Genomic DNA, 17,725 nt, shown 5'->3' on the forward strand with positions numbered 1-17,725 from the left:
CGTCAGCCCGGCTCTGCCTCGGTGCAGGACAAAGCGAAATCCGTCGCGCTGTCGGAGATTTCCGCGCCGCCTGACACGGTATTGATCAGGATATGAAGCGTATCCTCTCTGCATTCGGGCCCGGCCCGCGTCGGGCTGCATTCGAGGTAGACCGGCGCGTCGATCACGCCATCGACGGTGAGCGCGGCCATTTCTTCCGCACCGTACAGGACGACCTTGGCCAGCACGTTTCCATCGCAGGTGTAGGCAATCCGGCTCGTGACCGCGCGCGTCCCCGCACCGCCGGCCGGGACAGCCCCCGATTCCGGCATCATCTCGGGACCGGATGTTCCCGGCGTGTACTGAATTCCGGTCGCGTCATCGCACGCCACCAGCGTGAACGCCGCAACCAAGCAAAGTCCAATCGAACGCATCGCGCACGCACCTCCTCTGCCCTCGGGCAAAGCGTACCACGGCGCGATGCGATCGCAAAATTGCGTTATCGTATCCATGCGCCCGGCGCATCGGTGCGGTAGCCCAGCGAAGCATAGGCCGCATCGATCAGGCTCTGCCCGCGATCATTCAGCAACAGGCCATTGCCCATCTGGTTCATCGTATAGCTGAACGCCATGCCGCATTCCGGATCGGCAAAGCCGATGGAACCGCCGGCGCCGACATGGCCGAAGGCCTTGTCGCCCATGATCGCGCTCGTGCCGGGGCCTAGCCGCCGGCCGCGATTGTCCATGGATTTCATGAAACCCGAGGCAAAGCGGGTGGGGATCAGCAGCGTCACATCACGATGCGTGGCGGTCGACACCATGCTCATGTTCTGCACACGGTCCGCCGACACCAGCGACCCGTCATTGGTTGCCAGCGGCGTGTACATCGCCACCTGCCCGCGCGCATTCGACAGGCCGCCACCGCCCCCGATTTCCGCCGCCTGCATCTTGCGGTCGTTGAAATCCCAGCCGCCGGTGTTGAGGAAGCTCTTGTGCTGGATCGAGTCCGGATCGGTCATCAGCTTGATCGTGAATTCCGTCGGCACATCGTCCGCCTTCGGCTCATACATGCGGATCGGGGCGATATGCACATCCTCCGTCTCCGGAAGACCCAGCCAGAAACGCGCACCCGTCTTTCCCGCCACTTCCTCGCGAAAGAAGGTTCCGAGCGACTTGCCGGACACACGGCGCACCAGCTCGCCGACGGTCCAGCCGAAATTGATCATGTGATAGCCGTTGCGCGTGCCCGGCTCCCAGAAGGCTTCCTCGTCTTCCATGCGCCCGATCATATAGTCCCAGTCGGCAAAGCCGCCCGGCTTCACCGGATCGCGCAGCGCCGGCAGTGCGCTTTCATGGTTCAGCATCATCTGGACGGTGGTGGCTTCCTTGCCGTTCTTGGCGAACTCCGGCCAGTACTTCGCCACCGGCGCATCCGGATCGAGCTCACCGCGGTCGATCAGGACATGCGCGCAGAGCGCTGTCGCCGCCTTCGAACAGGAAAACACGATCGAGATCGTGTCCTCGCGCCAGGCGTCCCCCGTCTCCGGATTGGCCATGCCGCCCCAGAGGTCCACCAGCGTCTCGCCGCCCACCGACAGGCAGACCGACGCGCCGACCTCACCACGTTCTGCAAAGTTCCGCTCGAATTCGCGCTTTACCGCCTCGAACCGCGGATCGCACCGACCCTCAACGTTTCCAGCCATCAGTTTTCCTCCCATTTTTCGGGAACCATACGCAGCGCGATCGAAGGATGCGAGTACGAAAAGGGCCGTACCTCGCGGTACGGCCCCATGACGTCGGGTGAAGTCGTCGCCTAGCTTGCCGGTTCTTCGGTCGCGTCGCGCTTCGGCTTCTTCTTCTTCGATTGGTCGGCGACATATCTGAAGGCGAGCTTGTCGTCGTCCTTCTTGTCGATGTCGATGTGAACGACGCCGCCCTTCTGGAGCTCGCCGAAGAGGAGTTCCTCCGCCATCGGCTTCTTGACGTGTTCCTGGATCGTCCGGGCAAGCGGCCTTGCGCCCATGTCGGCATCGAAGCCGCGCTTGGCCAGCCATTCGCGCGCCGCCTTGGTGATCTCGATGGAGACGTTGCGATCTTCCAGCTGCACTTCCAGCTGCAGGATGAATTTCTCCACCACGCGGTCGATGATTTCCGGCGTCAGGCCACCGAAGGTGATGATCGCGTCGAGCCGGTTGCGGAATTCCGGCGTGAACATCCGCTTGATCGCTTCGTCCTGCTCGTCATCCTTCTTGCCGGCGCCGAAGCCGGTAAGCGTTCTTCGCGGCATCCGATGCGCCCGCATTGGTCGTCGCCATGATGACGACCACGTTGCGGAAGTCGACCTTGCTGAAGCCCGTTGGCATCGGTCAGCGCGCCATTGTCCATCACCTGCAGCAGGATGTTGAAGGTCCGGGTGGGCCTTCTCGATTTCATCTGAGCAGCGGCACGCAGTGCGGATGCTGGTCTACGCCATCGGTCAGCAGGCCGCCCTCGTCATATCCGACATAGCCCGGAGGCGCACCGATCAGACGGCTGACGGTGTGCCGCTCCATGTATTCCGACATGTCGAAGCGCAGCATCTCGACGCCCATGATGGAGGCGAGCTGCTTGGCCACTTCAGTCTTGCCGACGCCGGTCGGGCCGGCGAACAGGTAGGAGCCGATCGGCTTGTTCGGTTCGCGCAGGCCAGCCCGGGCGAGCTTGATCGACGCGGACAGCGCCTCGATGGCTTCGTCCTGGCCGTAGACAACGCGCTTGAGGTCCGTCTCGAGAGACTTCAGCGCCGCGGCATCGTCGGTCGACACCTGCTTGGGCGGAATGCGCGCGATCTTGGCCACCACGGCCTCGATGTCCTTCTGGCCGACGGTCTTCTTGCGCTTCGATGACGGCAGCAGCCATTGCGCAGCGCCGGCCTCGTCGATCACGTCGATCGCCTTGTCCGGCAGTTTCCGGTCAGTGATGTACCGGTCGGACAGTTCCACCGCCGACCTGATCGCATCGTTCGTGTACCGAAGACCGTGGAAATCCTCGAAGCGGGACTTGAGGCCCGTCAGGATCTTGATCGTGTCCGGAACCGTCGGCTCGACCACGTCGATCTTGCGGAAGCGGCGGGACAGGGCCCGGTCCTTTTCGAAGTGCTGCTTGTATTCCTTGAAGGTCGTCGAGCCCATGCAGCGCAGGCCGCCCGACTGGAGCGCCGGCTTCAGCAGGTTCGAGGCGTCCATCGCGCCGCCGGAGGTCGCCCCGGCGCCGATGATCGTGTGGATCTCGTCGATGAACAGGATGGCTTTGTCCTGCTGTTCGAGTTCCTTCATCACCGACTTCAGGCGTTCCTCGAAGTCGCCGCGATAGCGCGTGCCGGCCAGCAGGGCGCCCATGTCGAGCGACCAGATGATCGCCTCATCCAGGATTTCCGGCGCATCGCCATCGACGATTTTCTTGGCCAGGCCCTCGGCGATGGCCGTCTTGCCGACGCCGGGGTCGCCCACGAGGATCGGGTTATTCTTGTTCCGGCGGCAGAGCACTTCGATACAGCGGTTGATTTCCAGCTCGCGCCCGATCAGCGGGTCGATCTTGCCGGCGCGGGCCTTCGCGTTGAGGTTCACGCAGTAGGCGTCCAGCGCCTCGTGGCCCTGCTTGACGTTTTCTTCTTCGGACTGTTCGGAGCCGCGCGGATTGGACGGGCGCGACATGCCCGGCTGTTTCGCCACGCCATGCGAGATGTAGTTCACCGCGTCATAGCGCGTCATGTCCTGCTCCTGCAGGAAGTAGGCGGCGTGGCTTTCGCGCTCGGAGAAGATCGAGACCAGCACGTTCGCGCCGGTCACTTCATCCCGGCCGGAGCTTTCGACATGCAGGATGGCGCGCTGCACGACCCGCTGGAAGGCGGCGGTCGGCTGCACGCGCCCGTCGCTGTCCTCGACGATCAGGCTGGTCAGCTCTTCATCGATGTAGCGGATGAGATCGCCCCGAAGCGCGTCGAGGTCTACCTTGCAGGCCCCCATCACGTCCTTTGCGTGCTCATCCTCTGTCAGGGCCAGAAGCAGGTGCTCGAGCGTCGCGTACTCATGCTCCCGTTCTGAGGCGAGGGTCAGGGCCTTTTCCAAGGCCGTTTCCAGGGAGGGGGACAAGCGTGGCAAAATGGAAGCCTTCCGGGGTTAGGGTCTAGTCTTCTTTCTCCATGACGCATTGGAGAGGGTGTTCGTGGCGCTTTGCAAGGTCCAGCACCTGGGCGACCTTGGTCTCGGCCACCTCATATGTATAGACCCCGCACAGCCCCACACCCTTCTGATGAACATGAAGCATGATGCGTGTAGCCTGCTCCCGCGAGCGGTTGAAATACCGCTCGAGGATGTGCACGACGAACTCCATCGGGGTGTAGTCGTCGTTCAGCAGCAGGACGCGATAGAGCGAGGGCTTCTTGGTGCGGACCCGAGTCTGCGTCGCAAAATCGAAATCCGTTCCGTCTCCGCCTGCACCATCGCCGCCGCCCGGTTTACCCGGATCGGGGGGATCGCTCATGCGGAAAAAGGGAACGCCCTGGCTCATGACTTCTAAGATATACGGTTCAGGCTCAGTTTGAAGATGCCAAGCGCGGCAATTTGAAGGCTTGCCTGTTTTTGATGCAGCCGTGTTCAGCGTGCACCAACCAGCGCAACCAGTTCCTTCACCCTTTTCGCATTGGTGCCGAGATCGGAATAACCGATGCGCGACGCGGAATAGACGGCGATCTGCGATTTTCCCGGCTCGCCCGCCACCGGCACGGCCTGAGCAAACACATCGTCCTTGAATTTGAGCAGCGGCGTCACTGCGACGAAGGAAATCCTCAGCGTGTCGGGGTCGGAGGCGCGCAGGCGCCACTCTTCCCGCTCCAGCACGAGGTCCATGACCGAATCAAACACCTGCTTCGGCGTCTTGTCGAAAACGGGCGAGACTTCATCCACGGCGACCATGCCGGCAAAGCCGTCCGGCGCGACCAGCCAGTTGTTCGGCTTGCTCGGGCGCTTCAACGCAGGAAACTCGATCAGTTCGGGCAGACGCGGCATGGCCGACTCCTGCCACGTCCGCCGCACGGCAACAATCCCGCATTTTAGGAAAAGCCTTTGCGATCAGCGGACAGGACTGGCTGCGGCGCGGCGAAGTCATCCCCGAAACGAAAGAACCGGGCCAAACAGGCCCGGCTCTCCGTAATCTACCGCACTCTACGATTCCGGTGGCCGCAGGGCCGCCTGAACCCGAGAAACTTATTTCGCAGCGAAGGCCATGAAAGGCTTGGCTGCGTCGCGCCATGCAGACATGCAAATCTCTGCCTGCGCGTTCATCTCTTTCGTATAGGCCGAAAACATCGACTTGGCAAATCCTGCCTGGATTTCCATGACTTCACGCACGTCTTTCGCCGTGGTGATGGCCTGAGTGGCTTCGACGCCCTGCTCGAGGCTCTTGGTGAAGAAATCCATGTTGCGGCCGCCCAGCGTGCGCATCACTTCGGTCGAGGCCGAAGCGCGGTCGCTCAGGGACTTCATGCCGGATTCGGCGTACTCACCGAACATGCCGGCAAAACCGGACAGCTGTTCCATGCCCTCGTCGAGCATCTTGGTGGTGGTGTTGGCGGCGCTGGCTTCGGCCTTGGCGCGGGTGGTGGTGGTCTTCGCTTTTGCCATGGGTGGGGTTCCTCTCAGACTCATGCCCTGCCGTTACGATATCCTGATCGCTTCGCAAGCGCAACAAATTATTGTGCGCCGCAACAATACCCAGCCAGCATTTAATTTGCATATGTTAAGATCAGATGTCTCAATAAGCCCGGATCGCCTGCGTTAAGGTGTAGTCAACGGATTTGGGGGACTCTAGTGTTAATCCTCGGGGCGCCGGGGTTAAGATTTCGGGAGATCTTGGATGGTCCTGCGTTCCCTCGCAGCTTTGGTACGAGTCGTGTCGGTGGCCCTTCTGGTCGTCCTGACCGGCGTTGGTACAGGTTCGGCCCTCGCCGAGAAGTACGCCGCCATCGTCATCGATGCCGACAATGATGAAGTGCTGCATTCCCGGAACGCGGACGAATCCCGCTACCCGGCCTCGCTCACCAAGGTCATGACGCTCTACATGCTCTTCGACGCGCTGAAGGCGGGAGAGCTGTCCCTCAACGACCGGATGACCGTCTCCCGCTTCGCTGCCGCCCAGGCCCCGTCGAACCTGCGCCTGAAGCCCGGCAGCACGATTACGGTGAAAGACGCGATCCAGGCCCTGATCACCAAATCGGCCAATGACGTCGCCGTCGTGGTGGCTGAACGCCTCGGCCGCACCGAAAGCCGTTTCGCCCAGCTGATGACCGTCAAGGCCCAGCAGCTCGGCATGGAAAACACCCGTTTCGTCAACGCGTCGGGTCTGCCGGACACACGCCAGATTTCCACCGCGCACGATCTCGCCATCCTCGCCAAGGCGATGCTGACGACCCATGCGGACTATTACCACTATTTCGCCGACCTCAACTTTACCTGGGGCGGGCGCACCTACAAGAACCACAATGAGCTGCTCGGCACGGTCGACGGCGTCGACGGCATCAAGACCGGCTATACCCGCGCCTCGGGCTTCAACCTGATGGCCTCTGCCAAGCGGGACGGGCGCCGCGTGATCGCTGTCATGCTCGGCGGGTCCACCTCGCGCGCCCGCGACCGCCATGTCGAGGCGCTGCTGGAAGCGGCCTTCGATTCCTTCGCCCTTCCGGCCAATCCGGATGACCCGGCCCAGTCCGCCCGCCTCGCCTTTGCCGCGCTCGACCAGCCGCTGCCAGTCGACGCTGCTGCAGAGCCGATGCTGAACGGCAAGCCGATCTCCGCCCTCATGGCCCAGGGAGCCGGCACGCCCGCGCCCGCGCCGCTGGTCGTCCTGTCCACCGGCCAGGGCGATGTCGACGATGAGGACGAAGACGCGTTCCTGCCGGGCGATGTGAGTGCGCCTGAGTTAACTGAAGTCAACGCTGTCGCCCCCGCCGGCAATCCTGAAGACATGGCTGCGACATCGCGTTTCGTGCAGGCACCCGTGCTCGAAGAGCCGGCCATGTCGCCGGACGACTACCTGCGCAGCCAGATGAACAGGTAGGGTTGCCAGCCGGGCCCAAGTGCCGGAAAACGCCGCGAACCCTGCAGGAGCAGTGCCGGTGGCCCAGGACAAAGACCTCGAAATCGCCCGCAACGTCATCCGCATCGAGCGCGATGCCCTCGACCAGCTGGGGACCGGCCTCGACGCCTCCATCTCCCGCGCGGCCGACCTCATCATGGCCACCGACCGCCATGTGATCATTGCAGGCGTCGGCAAGTCCGGCCATATCGGCCAGAAAATCGCCGCCAGCCTTGCCTCGACCGGCACGCCGTCCTTCTTCCTCCACCCGACCGAAGCCAGCCATGGCGACCTTGGCATGATCGTGCCGGGCTCCGTCGTGATCGCGATTTCCTATTCCGGCGAAAGCCGCGAACTCGTCGACCTGCTGCGCTACTGCCGCAGCAACAGCGTGCCCCTGATCGGCATGACCCGTGCCCGCGAATCGACGCTTGGCCGCGCGTCCGATGAAGTCCTCCTGCTGCCGAGTGTGGCCGAAGCCTGCCCCAATGGCCTCGCGCCGACCTCGTCCACCACGATGTCGCTCGCCCTCGGCGACGCCCTCACCATCGTGCTGATGGAGCGGCGCGGCTTCTCGCGCGAGGATTTCGGCTTCCGGCATCCGGGCGGCAAGCTCGGCCGCTCACTGCAGACCGCCGGAGACTTCGTCGAAGCCCACCCGGACACGATGCCGATCGTCTCGGACGATGCGAGCTTTCACGATGTCATCATAGCCATATCCGAAGGCCGCAAGGGCTGTACCGGTGTAGTCGATGCGGCAGGCCGGCTCGTCGGCATGGTGACCGACGGCGACCTGCGCCGGGCCATGCTTGCCGGCAAGACCGACGGCCCCGCCGCCACGATCATGACGGCAAACCCGCGCACCCTTGCGCCGGATGAGCGGATGCTGACCGTCATCAAGCGCTTCTCGGAGCACCGGATTTCCAATGCCTTCGTGACGGCCGATGGTAAACCCGTCGGCCTCATCGACATGAAAGACCTGCTGGCCGAAGGCTATGTCTGAGGCCTAGCGCCCCAGTTCGAACATCACGTTCACATAGGCATCGTAGCCGACTTCACCACCCGCAACCGGCGTGCTGAACGAGGCGTCCGCCATCGCCATTTCCGCCTGGCGCATCATCGGCATCGGCTGGGGCGAGTAGCCGCCGCCTTCACTGATCTTCACGATCCGCAGGACACGCAGTCCGGCCGCGCTCGCATAGAGATTGGCGCGGGCCACGGCATCGGTCATCGCCTTGCGGCGCGCTTCATCCTGCGCCTCGGACGCATCGTCCAGCGCGAAGCTGACGCCGCTGAACGTGTTACCGCCCGCATTGATCAGGCTGTCCATGGTCTTTCCGAGATTGTCCAGGTCGCGCACTTTCACCGTCAGCTGGTTCGACGCGGTATAACCGGCGAGCCGCTGTTCGCCGCGTGTCGTGCCGTCCCGGTCCTTGACCTCGATATAGTCGTAGCGCGGATACAGCGAGAGGTTGGACGTCTGCATGTCCTTCTTCGCGACGCCCGCTTTTTCGAGCGCCTTGAACACGCCGCTCATGGCTTCGGCCTGTGCAGCCATCGCTTCGGCCGCCGTCTTGCGCTCAACCTGCACGCCAGTCGACAGATAGGCGATGTCCGGCTCACGCTTGACGCTCGCCTGGGCGGAAATTTCCAGCGTTGTCTCAGGCTGGATCGAATTCGGATTGACGGATTGGGCGGTCATGGCCGGAGCACTCATCGGTGGCGGCGCCTCTTCCGTCAACGCCTGAAGTTGCGCGCAGGCAGCCTGCGGCAGCAGCAAGGCGACAACGGCAATGGACGTAAGAGTGGGCAGAAAAGGACGCATGACGGTCTCCCAGGGTGATGTCTGAAGCAGTCTCAGTCAGACATCTGTGGAAGGCAATCGTGTCCCGATTATGGCTCAGGTGGGGTTGTATCCGAACGGATTTCCGCTCTGCCAGGCCCACTGGTCGCGGCACATGTCATCCAGCGAATATTCCGCCGACCAGCCGAGTAGCTCATGCGCGAGCGACGGATCGGCCCAGAAGGCCGCGATGTCGCCCGGCCGGCGCGGCGCAAATTCGAGCGGGATTTTCTTGCCACTCGCCGCCTCGAACGCCCGCACGACATCCAGCACGGAAGACCCGTTGCCGGTTCCGAGATTCACGGTGAACGGCGCATGGTGCGTCTTGAACCGGTCGAGCGCGAGGACATGCGCGCGGGCAAGTTCCACGACATGCAGATAGTCGCGCACGCCCGTGCCGTCCGGCGTGTCATAGTCATTGCCCCAGACATTGAGGTGGGGCCGGCGCCCGACGGCGACCTGCGCGACATAGGGCATGAGATTGTTGGGAATGTCGTTCGGGTCTTCGCCGATCAGGCCGCTCGCATGCGCACCAATCGGATTGAAGTAACGCAGGATCGCCACATCGGTCAGAAGGCCTGACGCCGCGACATCGTTCAGCAGCATTTCTGCCGCCAGCTTGGTCTGGCCATAGGGGCTGGTCGGGCGCGTCGGGTGCGATTCGGTATAGGGTAGGAATTCTGGCTCGCCATACACCGTGGCGCTCGACGAAAACACGATCTGGCGCGCCGTCTCCGTCTTCAGCATGGCGGACACCAGGCTGTGCGTGCCCATCACGTTGACGCTGTAATAATCGAGCGGCTTCTCGGTGGACTCGCCCACGGCCTTCAGGCCGGCAAAATGGATGACGGCCTCGATATCGTGGAGGCGCATGATTTCTTCCATGCGGTCCGTGTCGCGGATGTCGGCCTCATACCAGGGCAGCGCATGATTGGTCAGGCGCTGAATCCGATCGATCGCAACCGGCGAGGAATTGACGAAATTGTCGACAATCACCGGCTCATAGCCCCGGGCCAGAAGCTCGATGCAGGTATGGGATCCGATATAGCCGGCCCCGCCGGTAACAAGTACGCGCGTCATGCCTGACTTCTTGCAAAGTTCATGCTGGGCCTCAACCGGGTGAAACGAGCCATTTTGTTAACGGGGGGCGTCTGAGTGAAAGGCCTCAGCAGGGCCATTGCGCCTGGCCAGCGTCCCGCCTAAACGGATCGTTCGGTGGGCCTGTAGCTCAGTTGGTCAGAGCGGACCGCTCATAACGGTTTGGTCGCAGGTTCAAATCCTGCCGGGCCCACCATTCAAACCGGGTTCGCTCCGCGAAAAATTTGATCCAGTGGATCAAATTTACGGTTTGGATGCGCAAGCGTAAGCGCAGCGCTTATTATGCATCGATTTCAGGAAACGAATGCCCGAGCGTAAGTGAGGGCCCCGCCCCGACATCCTCCCGCTAATGCAAATTCTGGATCTCGCTCCGGAAATACTCGATCGTCGGCCGCAGCCCGTCTTCCAGCTTCACCGTCGGCTCCCAGCCGAGCTTCTCCCGCGCGCGGCAGATGTCGGGCTGGCGCTTGCGCGGGTCGTCCTGCGGCAGGGGCCGGTGCACGATCTTCGACGATGACCCCGTCATCTCGATCACCTTGTTCGCCAGTTCCAGCATGCTGAACTCACCCGGATTGCCGAGATTGACCGGGCCGGTCAGCTCCTCCGGCGAATTCATCAGGCGCATCAGGCCATCCACCAGATCGGACACAAAGCAGAAGCTGCGCGTCTGCGTGCCATCGCCATAGATGGTCAGATCTTTGTCCTGCAGCGCCTGCACGATGAAGTTCGACACAACCCGCCCGTCATTCGGGTGCATGCGCGGACCGTAAGTGTTGAAGATCCGCGCGACCTTGATCTTCACCTTGTGCTGGCGGTGATAGTCGAAAAACAGCGTCTCGGCGCAGCGCTTGCCTTCGTCATAGCAGGAACGAATGCCGATCGGATTCACATTGCCCCAGTATTCCTCCGGCTGCGGATGGATCTCCGGATCGCCATAGACTTCCGACGTCGAAGCCTGGAGAATCCTTGCCTTGGTCCGCTTGGCCAGGCCCAGCATGTTGATGGCGCCATGCACACTCGTCTTGGTCGTCTGCACCGGATCGAACTGGTAGTGGATCGGGCTTGCCGGACAGGCGAGATTGTAGATCTGGTCGACCTCGACAAACAGCGGGAACGTCACGTCATGCCGCATCAGCTCGAATCGCGGATTGGACAGCAGGTGCGCGACGTTCGTCCGGCGGCCCGTGAAGAAATTGTCCACGCACAGGACTTCGGCGCCGGTTTCGAGAAGGCGCTCGCACAGGAACGAGCCGATAAAGCCGGCACCGCCGGTGACAAGTATCCGCGGAACGTAGTGCATGATCGTATACCCTGCAGCAGAATCTGAGCCCCGGCGTTGGCGCCCGGTGCCCGTTTACTCTAGTACATTCAGAATGATTCCGCGACCGCTATTTCAGCCGATTCGCAGGGGGCCGCGGGGACAATTCTGATGCAGGAGCCAAGTTGAGATGAGCCGTACCGTCTTTGTCACAGGTGGCGCCGGATATGTCGGTTCGCACTGCTGCAAGGCTTTCGCAGACGCGGGCTGGAACGTCGTGGTTTACGATAACCTGTCGCGCGGCTGGCCGGAATTTGCCCAGTGGGGTCCGCTGATCGAAGGCGACATAAACGATCTCGATGCCCTGACCCGTTCCATGCAGGCCACCCGGCCCGACGCCGTCGCGCATTTCGCCGCCCTCGCCTATGTTGGCGAGTCCGTCGAGGATCCGGCCCTGTACTACAAGACCAATGTCATCGGCACGCTGAACATCCTGACCGCCATGCGGGCCGCCGGCGTGCGGGACCTGGTGTTCTCGTCCACCTGCGCCACATACGGCCCGCCGGTGTACATGCCGATCGACGAACGCCATCCGCAGGCGCCCATCAACCCCTACGGCAGCACCAAGCTGATTGCGGAATGGATGATGCGGGACCATTCGGCCGCTTATGATTTCCGCTATGTTGCCCTGCGCTACTTCAATGCTGCAGGCGCCGACCCGTCCGGCACGATCGGCGAACGGCACGAACCCGAAACGCACGTCATTCCGCTCGCCCTTCGAGGCGCGGGCAGGGACGACTATGTGTTCAACATTCTCGGCACGGACTATGACACGCCCGATGGTACGGCGGTGCGGGACTATATCCACGTTGCCGACCTCGCCTCCGCCCACCTCAAGGCCCTCGATTACCTTCGCGACGGCGGCGAGAGCACGATGATCAATCTCGGCACCGGGCATGGCACCAGCGTGAAGGAGATTCATGCCGCCGTGGAGGCCGTCACCGGCTGCAAGGTGGAGGCGAAGCCAAGCCCCCGCCGCCCGGGCGACCCGTCCCGGCTGGTCGCGGACCCCGCGAAGGCCCTGCAGCTGCTCGGCTGGAAAGCGGAACGCTCGGACGTCACCACGATCATACAGGACGCCTGGACCTGGCACCTTGCCGAAACGGAGCGGGCCGCCCTCAAGGCCCGCTGACCGGAGCGGGCTGCGCCTCAGGCGCCGCGCCGGCCGCCGGCATCAAAATAGGCGTGTGTGCCGCGATGGATGACCGCGTCGCCCTGCGCGACCTCGGCTGCCTCATAGTCGGGCTTTCCCTTCACTTCGGAATAGACCGTGCCGAAATCCTGGTAGCAGGCCTCCAGCAGCGCTTCGAAACTGTCGATGACGAAATAGGTCTGCTGGAAATCGTCGATAATGTATTTCGTGCGCATCAGGCGCTGCACGTCGAAGCCTATCCGGTTCGGGCTGTCGTCTTCCAGCGCGAACACGGTCTCCTGGGGGCTTGAGATGATTCCCGCACCATAGATCCGCAGACCGCCCGCCTCGCGGATCAGGCCGAACTCGACCGTGTACCAGTAGAGCCGGGCGAGGTTGTGCAGCTGGCCGAGAGTCATCGCCCGCTGACCGCCCTTGCCATAGGCCTCCATGAAGTCTGCAAACACCGGATATGCCAGCATCGGGACATGGCCGAAGATGTCATGGAATATGTCTGGTTCCTGTAGATAGTCGAACTCGGCTTCCGGCCGGATGAAGGCGCCCGCCGGGAAGCGCCGGTTGGCAAGATGGTCGAAGAAGATGTTGTCGGGTACCAGTTCCGCGACCGGCACGACGCGCCAACCGGTGATGCGTTCCAGCCGGTCGGACAGCCGGTCCATATGCGGCACGCCGGACGCCGACAGTTCCAGCGCCGACATGGCCTTGAGCGCCGCTTCGCAGGCCCGCCCTTTGGCGACCTCCTTCTGGCGCCGGAACAGCCTGTCCCAGCGGTCGTGTTCGGCGGCGCTATAGGTGTCCCAAGCCTGGTCGATGGTGAAATCCGCAGCGCGAGGCGCGTCATGGTAGCGATTCTTCTGGGTCGAGATATCCATATACCGATTATAGGCGACCGGCGAAATTAGTTCCATATGAAACTATCTGGCAGGATTGTGCCGTTCCGCCGCAGGGATTGCCTTGACCTGGCTGCCCTCAGGCCGGATCACATCTGGCAGAAACGCCGCACCGCGCCGTGGCGTACCATTGGCAGGACAGGGCGGGCATGACGCATCCATCGACTGATATGCCCGGCAAGCAGCCGGAACCTAGGCAGGCACCGGCTTTTTCCGTCCTGATCGTCAACTACAATGGCGGTGCCTATGTGCAGGATGCGCTCAACTCGCTGGCGCGCCAGACACATCGCGATTTCGAAGTCATCCTGATCGACAACGCATCCGCCGACGGCTCGACCGACGGGCTCGACACGTCCGGCCTGCCCAGCTTCACCCTTCTCGCCGAGACCGAAAACCACGGTTATGCCGGGGGCATGAACCGGGGCGCCCCGAAGGCGCGCGGCGACTGGCTCGTCTGCCTCAATCCTGATGCCGTTGCCGACGCAACCTGGCTGGACCAGATCGCAGCCGGCATCGCCCGTCACCCGGACACACGCGCGTTTGCCTCGGCCCAGTTCGATCTCAGCGATCCGGACGTGCTGGACGGGGCGGGCGACGCCTATCTCATTTTCGGCATGCCCTGGCGCGGCGGGTTCGGCCGTCCCGCCAGTGAACTGCCCGGCGAAGGCGAATGTTTCAGCCCCTGCGGCGCCGGCGCCGTGTTCTACCGCGGACTGTACAATGATCATGGCGGACTGGATGAGGACTTCTTCTGCTTCTGCGAAGACGTGGATCTTGGCTTCCGGCTACGTCTTGCCGGCGAGACCTGCATCTTCCTGCCCCGTGCCGTAATCCATCATGTCGGCGGCGGCTTGTCGGGCCGGGCGAGTGATTTTTCGATCTATCACGGCTGCCGCAACCGGATCTGGACCTACGCTAAGAACATGCCGGGGCCGGTGTTCTGGCTGACCCTGCCTGGTCACCTTGCGCTGTCCGGATATCTGCTCGCCCGTAGCGCCATGACCGAGCGTTTCCGGCCTACTTGGCGCGGTATGCGCGACGGGTTTGCGGGAGCCGCAGCGATGCGTCGCAAGGGCCGGGCCGGTCGGAAGGCACGTGCCGTGCCGGTCTGGCTGCTGGTTCGGTCGATGGCGTGGAACCCGTTCCGCATGAGCCAGCGGCGGGTGCATGTGCGCGAACCGGACCCGGCCCGTCCGCTCAGTGGCTCCAGTGCGTCAGAAGCCCTTTGAGGTAGACGCCGTACTCGTTCTTGTATTCGCCGGCCAGCTTTTCGAGCTGCTCGTCGCCGATGAAGCCCTTGCGCCAGGCGACCTCTTCCGGACAGGCGATCTTCATGCCCTGACGCTTTTCCACTGTCTGCACGAACTGGGATGCCTGGATCAGGCCATCGAACGTGCCAGCGTCCAGCCAGGCCGTGCCGCGCGCCAGTCGGTGCACGCGCAGGTCGCCCCGCTTCAGATAGGCCTCATTCACGGAGGTGATTTCAAGTTCGCCGCGAGCGGAGGGTTTCACCTCTTTAGCAATATCCACGACGTCCTCGTCATAGAAATAGAGACCAGTGACCGCCCAGTTGCTTTTCGGTGCCCTGGGCTTTTCCTCGATCGACAGGGCCGCGCCTTCCTCGTTCATCTCGACAATGCCGAATTCGGAAGGGTTGTTGACCTGACAGGCGAAGACTGCTGCACCCTTGTCGATGCGGCCAACCTTGGACAGCTCACCGCTGAGGCCGGAGCCGTAGAACATGTTGTCGCCAAGGGCGAGTGCGCTCTTGTGCCCGTTCACGAAATCCGCACCGATCAGGAAGGCTTCGGCGAGGCCGCGCGCCTCTGGCTGCCCGGCATACTCGAAATTCATGCCCCACGCAGAGCCGTCACCCAGAAGCTGCCGATAGAGCGGCAGCGCGTCCGGCATCGAAATGATCAGAATGTCCCGGATGCCCGCGAACATCAGAGTCGTGATCGGATGGAAGATCATCGGCTTGTCGTAGACCGGCAAGAGCTGTTTCGACACGCCGCGCGTGATCGGATGCAGCCGCGTGCCCTTGCCACCCGCCAGAATGATACCCTTCATGCTTCCCACTCTCTAGTTTTGAACAGTCGGTTGACGCAGGTGCGCGTACTATCGCGCCAGTCCGGCAATGCAACGCCAAATGTCTGCTTGAGTTGCCCGCAGGCGAGGCGCGAGTTCGCCGGGCGCTTCACGGGCGTCGGATACTCCGCCGTCGTGATTCTTTTCACGCGCGCGACCGGCCCGCCCACCTCGGCGCTGCAGGCGAAGATGTGCTCGGCAAATTCGGCCCAGCTCGCTTCTCCACCAGCCGTCATGTGATAGATGCCGGCCGGCGCTGCCGGATCGCCGGACAGGAGGCGTGTGGCCACCGTCAGGATGCCGTCGGCGATATCCGCTGCGCTGGTCGGATTGCCGCGCTGGTCATGCACGACACCCAGCTCGTCCCGGCCAGCGCCGACGCGCAGCATGGTCTTGACGAAATTCTTGCCGAACGGACTGTAGACCCAGGCCGTGCGCAGGATGACATGCGCCGGATTGGCGGCCGCCACCCGCCCCTCGCCGACGAGCTTGGACCGGCCATAGACGCCGAGCGGCGCCACAAGGTCTGTCTCCACATATGGGCCTTCCTTCGACCCGTCGAAGACATAATCCGTAGAAAGATGAATGATCGGAATGCCCCGCCGTGCGGTTGCGGCTGCCAGCGCGCCCGGCGCATCGACGTTCAGCGCCGTGCAGGCAGCCTGATCGCTCTCGGCCTGATCCACCGCCGTATAGGCGGCCGCATTCACGACGAGGCGCGGCGAGACATCGTCCAGCGCCGCATCGATGCAGGCCGCATCCAGAATGTCGAGCTGCGGTCGGCCGCGCGCGATCACATGAATGCCCTCCGGGGCTTCAGCCTCGGTCAGGGCCCGCGCGACCTGACCGGCGCCGCCAACCACGAGAATGCGTGTGTCCGCCATGATGAAATCCCGCTCGTCCGGCTGGGCCTCAGGCCTTCTGCGGCGCCGTCAGGCCGAGGCGCTCGCCAGAATAGACCGACTTGCGCAGCGGTGTCCACCAGCCGGGATTGTCGAGATACCAGCGCACCGTCTTGGCGAGGCCGGTCTCAAAATTTTCCTGGGCGCGCCAGCCGAGTTCGTCTTCCAGTTTGGTTGCGTCGATCGCGTAGCGATGGTCGTGTCCCGGCCGGTCGGTAACGAACTTGATCTGTTCCCGGCGCGGACGGTCACCCGGCACCAGCCGGTCAAGCTCATCGCAGATCCGCTCGACCACCTGCAGGTTCGTACGCTCATTGCGCCCGCCGACATTGTAGGTTTCGCCCGGTCGTCCCTTCGATACGATCAGGGCCAGCGCGTGTGCATGGTCTTCCACATACAGCCAGTCACGGATGTTGGAGCCGTCTCCGTAGACCGGCAGGTCCTTGCCCTCAAGCGCATTGAGGATGATCAGCGGAATCAGCTTCTCCGGAAAGTGATAGGGCCCGTAATTGTTCGAACAATTCGAAACGACGACGGGAAGCCGGTAGGTGCGGAACCAGGCCTTGGCGAGATGGTCGGAAGCGGCCTTCGAGGCCGAGTATGGTGACGAGGGATCGTACGGGGTCGTCTCGTGGAACAGGCCCCCCGGACCAAGCGAGCCATACACTTCATCGGTTGAGACATGCAGGAATCGGAACGCCGCCTTTTCCGCAGCATCCAGCCCCGACCAGTAGGACCGGGCGCCCTCCAGCATCGAATATGTACCGATAACATTGGTCTCAATGAAATCGCGCGGTCCAGAGATCGACCGGTCGACATGGCTTTCGGCAGCCAGGTGCAGCACCTGCTGCGGCGCTTCGCTCGCGATGATGTCCGCCATTCGCCGCTGGTCGCAAATATCCTCGACCAGCAGTCGGCAACGCCCGGTTGATTCTGCAGCAGCGATATTTGCGCGGTTGGCCGCGTAGGTCATCTTGTCAATCACCACCACTTCGGCGGCCTGATCCAGCACAAGATGTCGCACAAGTGCGGATCCGATAAACCCTGCGCCACCGGTGACGATGATTTTCTTTGTCACTTGGGAACCCCCCTGCAGCACCGCCCGGATCCGGCATTCAGGGCCTGTTTAGGTTACCCAATTCGTCGCCGCAAGGTCTGGCGGACATGAACAAGAATTATACAGTAACTGAATTGAAATACCGCAATTGTATGCTCAGAAAGTGTGCGAAAGCCCATATGTGAAGAGAATATGAAAACCGGAAAAATGCCACATTCCCGCCCGCATCTTCGTGCAACATCTAAAGAAGCAGGCGATTGCACAGGCATACTTTAGCGAATGCCAACC

General features: G+C 62.6%; 16 protein-coding genes, 1 tRNA gene and 1 pseudogene. 5 read left to right on the plus strand and 13 right to left on the minus strand.

Annotated features, from left to right (window positions below; all coding sequences use genetic code 11):
• Positions 1 to 2: 2 nt before the first annotated feature.
• The 6 genes and pseudogenes from R3C13_RS01370 to R3C13_RS01395 all read right to left on the minus strand — a co-directional run bounded on the left by R3C13_RS01370 (position 3) and on the right by R3C13_RS01395 (position 5,638).
• Positions 3 to 413, minus strand: coding sequence for a hypothetical protein (locus R3C13_RS01370; protein WP_371308998.1), 411 nt, complete (start codon positions 411 to 413; stop codon positions 3 to 5).
• 65 nt (positions 414 to 478) lie between these two features.
• Entirely contained in the window at positions 479 to 1,681 is a 1,203-nt protein-coding gene (locus R3C13_RS01375; protein WP_371308999.1) for a serine hydrolase domain-containing protein, read from the minus strand.
• Between the two features lie 110 nt (positions 1,682 to 1,791).
• Positions 1,792 to 4,117, minus strand: a pseudogene (gene clpA / locus R3C13_RS01380) (ATP-dependent Clp protease ATP-binding subunit ClpA).
• A gap of 25 nt (positions 4,118 to 4,142) precedes the next feature.
• Complete coding sequence (clpS, locus tag R3C13_RS01385) at positions 4,143 to 4,499, minus strand: ATP-dependent Clp protease adapter ClpS (protein WP_371309000.1); 357 nt, start codon at positions 4,497 to 4,499, stop codon at positions 4,143 to 4,145.
• A gap of 113 nt (positions 4,500 to 4,612) precedes the next feature.
• A complete protein-coding gene (locus R3C13_RS01390) occupies positions 4,613 to 5,023 on the minus strand; it encodes a DUF1499 domain-containing protein (RefSeq protein WP_371309001.1) in 411 nt (136 codons plus the stop codon).
• Positions 5,024 to 5,221: 198 nt separating this feature from the next.
• Positions 5,222 to 5,638: a phasin family protein gene (locus R3C13_RS01395; RefSeq protein WP_371309002.1), complete on the minus strand. Its 417-nt coding sequence runs from the start codon at positions 5,636 to 5,638 to the stop codon at positions 5,222 to 5,224.
• Between the two features lie 232 nt (positions 5,639 to 5,870).
• Between R3C13_RS01395 and R3C13_RS01400 the strand changes: the two genes are divergently transcribed.
• Positions 5,871 to 7,070 carry a D-alanyl-D-alanine carboxypeptidase family protein gene (locus R3C13_RS01400; protein WP_371309003.1) on the plus strand — a complete coding sequence of 400 codons (1,200 nt, stop codon included), beginning with the start codon at positions 5,871 to 5,873 and terminating at the stop codon, positions 7,068 to 7,070.
• Between the two features lie 58 nt (positions 7,071 to 7,128).
• Positions 7,129 to 8,091, plus strand: a complete 963-nt coding sequence (locus R3C13_RS01405) for an SIS domain-containing protein (protein ID WP_371309004.1) — start codon at positions 7,129 to 7,131, stop codon at positions 8,089 to 8,091.
• A gap of 3 nt (positions 8,092 to 8,094) precedes the next feature.
• Here the strand turns inward: R3C13_RS01405 and R3C13_RS01410 are convergent, their stop codons facing one another.
• Entirely contained in the window at positions 8,095 to 8,913 is an 819-nt protein-coding gene (locus tag R3C13_RS01410) for an SIMPL domain-containing protein (RefSeq protein WP_371309005.1), read from the minus strand.
• A gap of 75 nt (positions 8,914 to 8,988) precedes the next feature.
• Positions 8,989 to 10,011 carry a UDP-glucose 4-epimerase GalE gene (gene galE / locus R3C13_RS01415; RefSeq protein WP_371309006.1) on the minus strand — a complete coding sequence of 341 codons (1,023 nt, stop codon included), beginning with the start codon at positions 10,009 to 10,011 and terminating at the stop codon, positions 8,989 to 8,991.
• A gap of 137 nt (positions 10,012 to 10,148) precedes the next feature.
• On the opposite strand from galE (R3C13_RS01415), the gene R3C13_RS01420 reads away from it, so the two are divergent.
• A tRNA-Ile gene (locus tag R3C13_RS01420) sits at positions 10,149 to 10,225 on the plus strand.
• 150 nt (positions 10,226 to 10,375) lie between these two features.
• Here the strand turns inward: R3C13_RS01420 and R3C13_RS01425 are convergent.
• Entirely contained in the window at positions 10,376 to 11,329 is a 954-nt protein-coding gene (locus tag R3C13_RS01425) for a UDP-glucuronic acid decarboxylase family protein (protein WP_371309007.1), read from the minus strand.
• Positions 11,330 to 11,477: 148 nt separating this feature from the next.
• Between R3C13_RS01425 and galE (R3C13_RS01430) the strand changes: the two genes are divergently transcribed.
• Complete coding sequence (gene galE, locus R3C13_RS01430; RefSeq protein ID WP_371309008.1) at positions 11,478 to 12,479, plus strand: UDP-glucose 4-epimerase GalE; 1,002 nt, start codon at positions 11,478 to 11,480, stop codon at positions 12,477 to 12,479.
• A 17-nt stretch (positions 12,480 to 12,496) separates the two neighbouring features.
• Here the strand turns inward: galE (R3C13_RS01430) and phhA are convergent, their stop codons facing one another.
• Positions 12,497 to 13,372: a phenylalanine 4-monooxygenase gene (phhA, locus tag R3C13_RS01435; RefSeq protein WP_371309631.1), complete on the minus strand. Its 876-nt coding sequence runs from the start codon at positions 13,370 to 13,372 to the stop codon at positions 12,497 to 12,499.
• Positions 13,373 to 13,539: 167 nt separating this feature from the next.
• Between phhA and R3C13_RS01440 the strand changes: the two genes are divergently transcribed.
• Complete coding sequence (locus R3C13_RS01440) at positions 13,540 to 14,619, plus strand: glycosyltransferase family 2 protein (protein ID WP_371309009.1); 1,080 nt, start codon at positions 13,540 to 13,542, stop codon at positions 14,617 to 14,619.
• On the opposite strand, the gene rfbA is transcribed toward R3C13_RS01440, so the two are convergent.
• From rfbA to rfbB, 3 genes are read right to left on the minus strand one after another with little or no spacing between them, the layout of a single operon-like run.
• A complete protein-coding gene (gene rfbA / locus R3C13_RS01445; RefSeq protein ID WP_371309010.1) occupies positions 14,588 to 15,460 on the minus strand; it encodes a glucose-1-phosphate thymidylyltransferase RfbA in 873 nt (290 codons plus the stop codon). The genes R3C13_RS01440 and rfbA overlap by 32 nt on opposite strands.
• Positions 15,457 to 16,362 (minus strand): dTDP-4-dehydrorhamnose reductase, encoded by a 906-nt coding sequence (gene rfbD / locus R3C13_RS01450; protein WP_371309011.1) that lies wholly within the window; start codon positions 16,360 to 16,362, stop codon positions 15,457 to 15,459. The genes rfbA and rfbD overlap by 4 nt, the downstream gene beginning before the upstream one ends.
• A gap of 28 nt (positions 16,363 to 16,390) precedes the next feature.
• Positions 16,391 to 17,458 carry a dTDP-glucose 4,6-dehydratase gene (gene rfbB / locus R3C13_RS01455; RefSeq protein ID WP_371309012.1) on the minus strand — a complete coding sequence of 356 codons (1,068 nt, stop codon included), beginning with the start codon at positions 17,456 to 17,458 and terminating at the stop codon, positions 16,391 to 16,393.
• Positions 17,459 to 17,725: the final 267 nt, after the last annotated feature.

This window comes from Hyphomonas sp., assembly GCF_041398385.1.
Classification (GTDB): domain Bacteria; phylum Pseudomonadota; class Alphaproteobacteria; order Caulobacterales; family Hyphomonadaceae; genus Hyphomonas.

What these genes read in the sequence shown, in the direction of transcription:
- R3C13_RS01425 (WP_371309007.1), bottom strand. Translation starts at nt 11,329, where the DNA reads ATGCACTACGTTCCGCGGATACTTGTCACCGGCGGTGCCGGCTTTATC.
- clpS (WP_371309000.1), bottom strand. Translation starts at nt 4,499, where the DNA reads ATGAGCGATCCCCCCGATCCGGGTAAACCGGGCGGCGGCGATGGTGCA.
- rfbA (WP_371309010.1), bottom strand. Translation starts at nt 15,460, where the DNA reads ATGAAGGGTATCATTCTGGCGGGTGGCAAGGGCACGCGGCTGCATCCG.
- R3C13_RS01400 (WP_371309003.1), top strand. Translation starts at nt 5,871, where the DNA reads ATGGTCCTGCGTTCCCTCGCAGCTTTGGTACGAGTCGTGTCGGTGGCC.
- R3C13_RS01395 (WP_371309002.1), bottom strand. Translation starts at nt 5,638, where the DNA reads ATGGCAAAAGCGAAGACCACCACCACCCGCGCCAAGGCCGAAGCCAGC.
- R3C13_RS01390 (WP_371309001.1), bottom strand. Translation starts at nt 5,023, where the DNA reads ATGCCGCGTCTGCCCGAACTGATCGAGTTTCCTGCGTTGAAGCGCCCG.
- R3C13_RS01410 (WP_371309005.1), bottom strand. Translation starts at nt 8,913, where the DNA reads ATGCGTCCTTTTCTGCCCACTCTTACGTCCATTGCCGTTGTCGCCTTG.
- galE (WP_371309008.1), top strand. Translation starts at nt 11,478, where the DNA reads ATGAGCCGTACCGTCTTTGTCACAGGTGGCGCCGGATATGTCGGTTCG.
- R3C13_RS01375 (WP_371308999.1), bottom strand. Translation starts at nt 1,681, where the DNA reads ATGGCTGGAAACGTTGAGGGTCGGTGCGATCCGCGGTTCGAGGCGGTA.
- R3C13_RS01440 (WP_371309009.1), top strand. Translation starts at nt 13,540, where the DNA reads ATGACGCATCCATCGACTGATATGCCCGGCAAGCAGCCGGAACCTAGG.
- phhA (WP_371309631.1), bottom strand. Translation starts at nt 13,372, where the DNA reads ATGGATATCTCGACCCAGAAGAATCGCTACCATGACGCGCCTCGCGCT.
- rfbD (WP_371309011.1), bottom strand. Translation starts at nt 16,362, where the DNA reads ATGGCGGACACACGCATTCTCGTGGTTGGCGGCGCCGGTCAGGTCGCG.
- R3C13_RS01370 (WP_371308998.1), bottom strand. Translation starts at nt 413, where the DNA reads ATGCGTTCGATTGGACTTTGCTTGGTTGCGGCGTTCACGCTGGTGGCG.
- galE (WP_371309006.1), bottom strand. Translation starts at nt 10,011, where the DNA reads ATGACGCGCGTACTTGTTACCGGCGGGGCCGGCTATATCGGATCCCAT.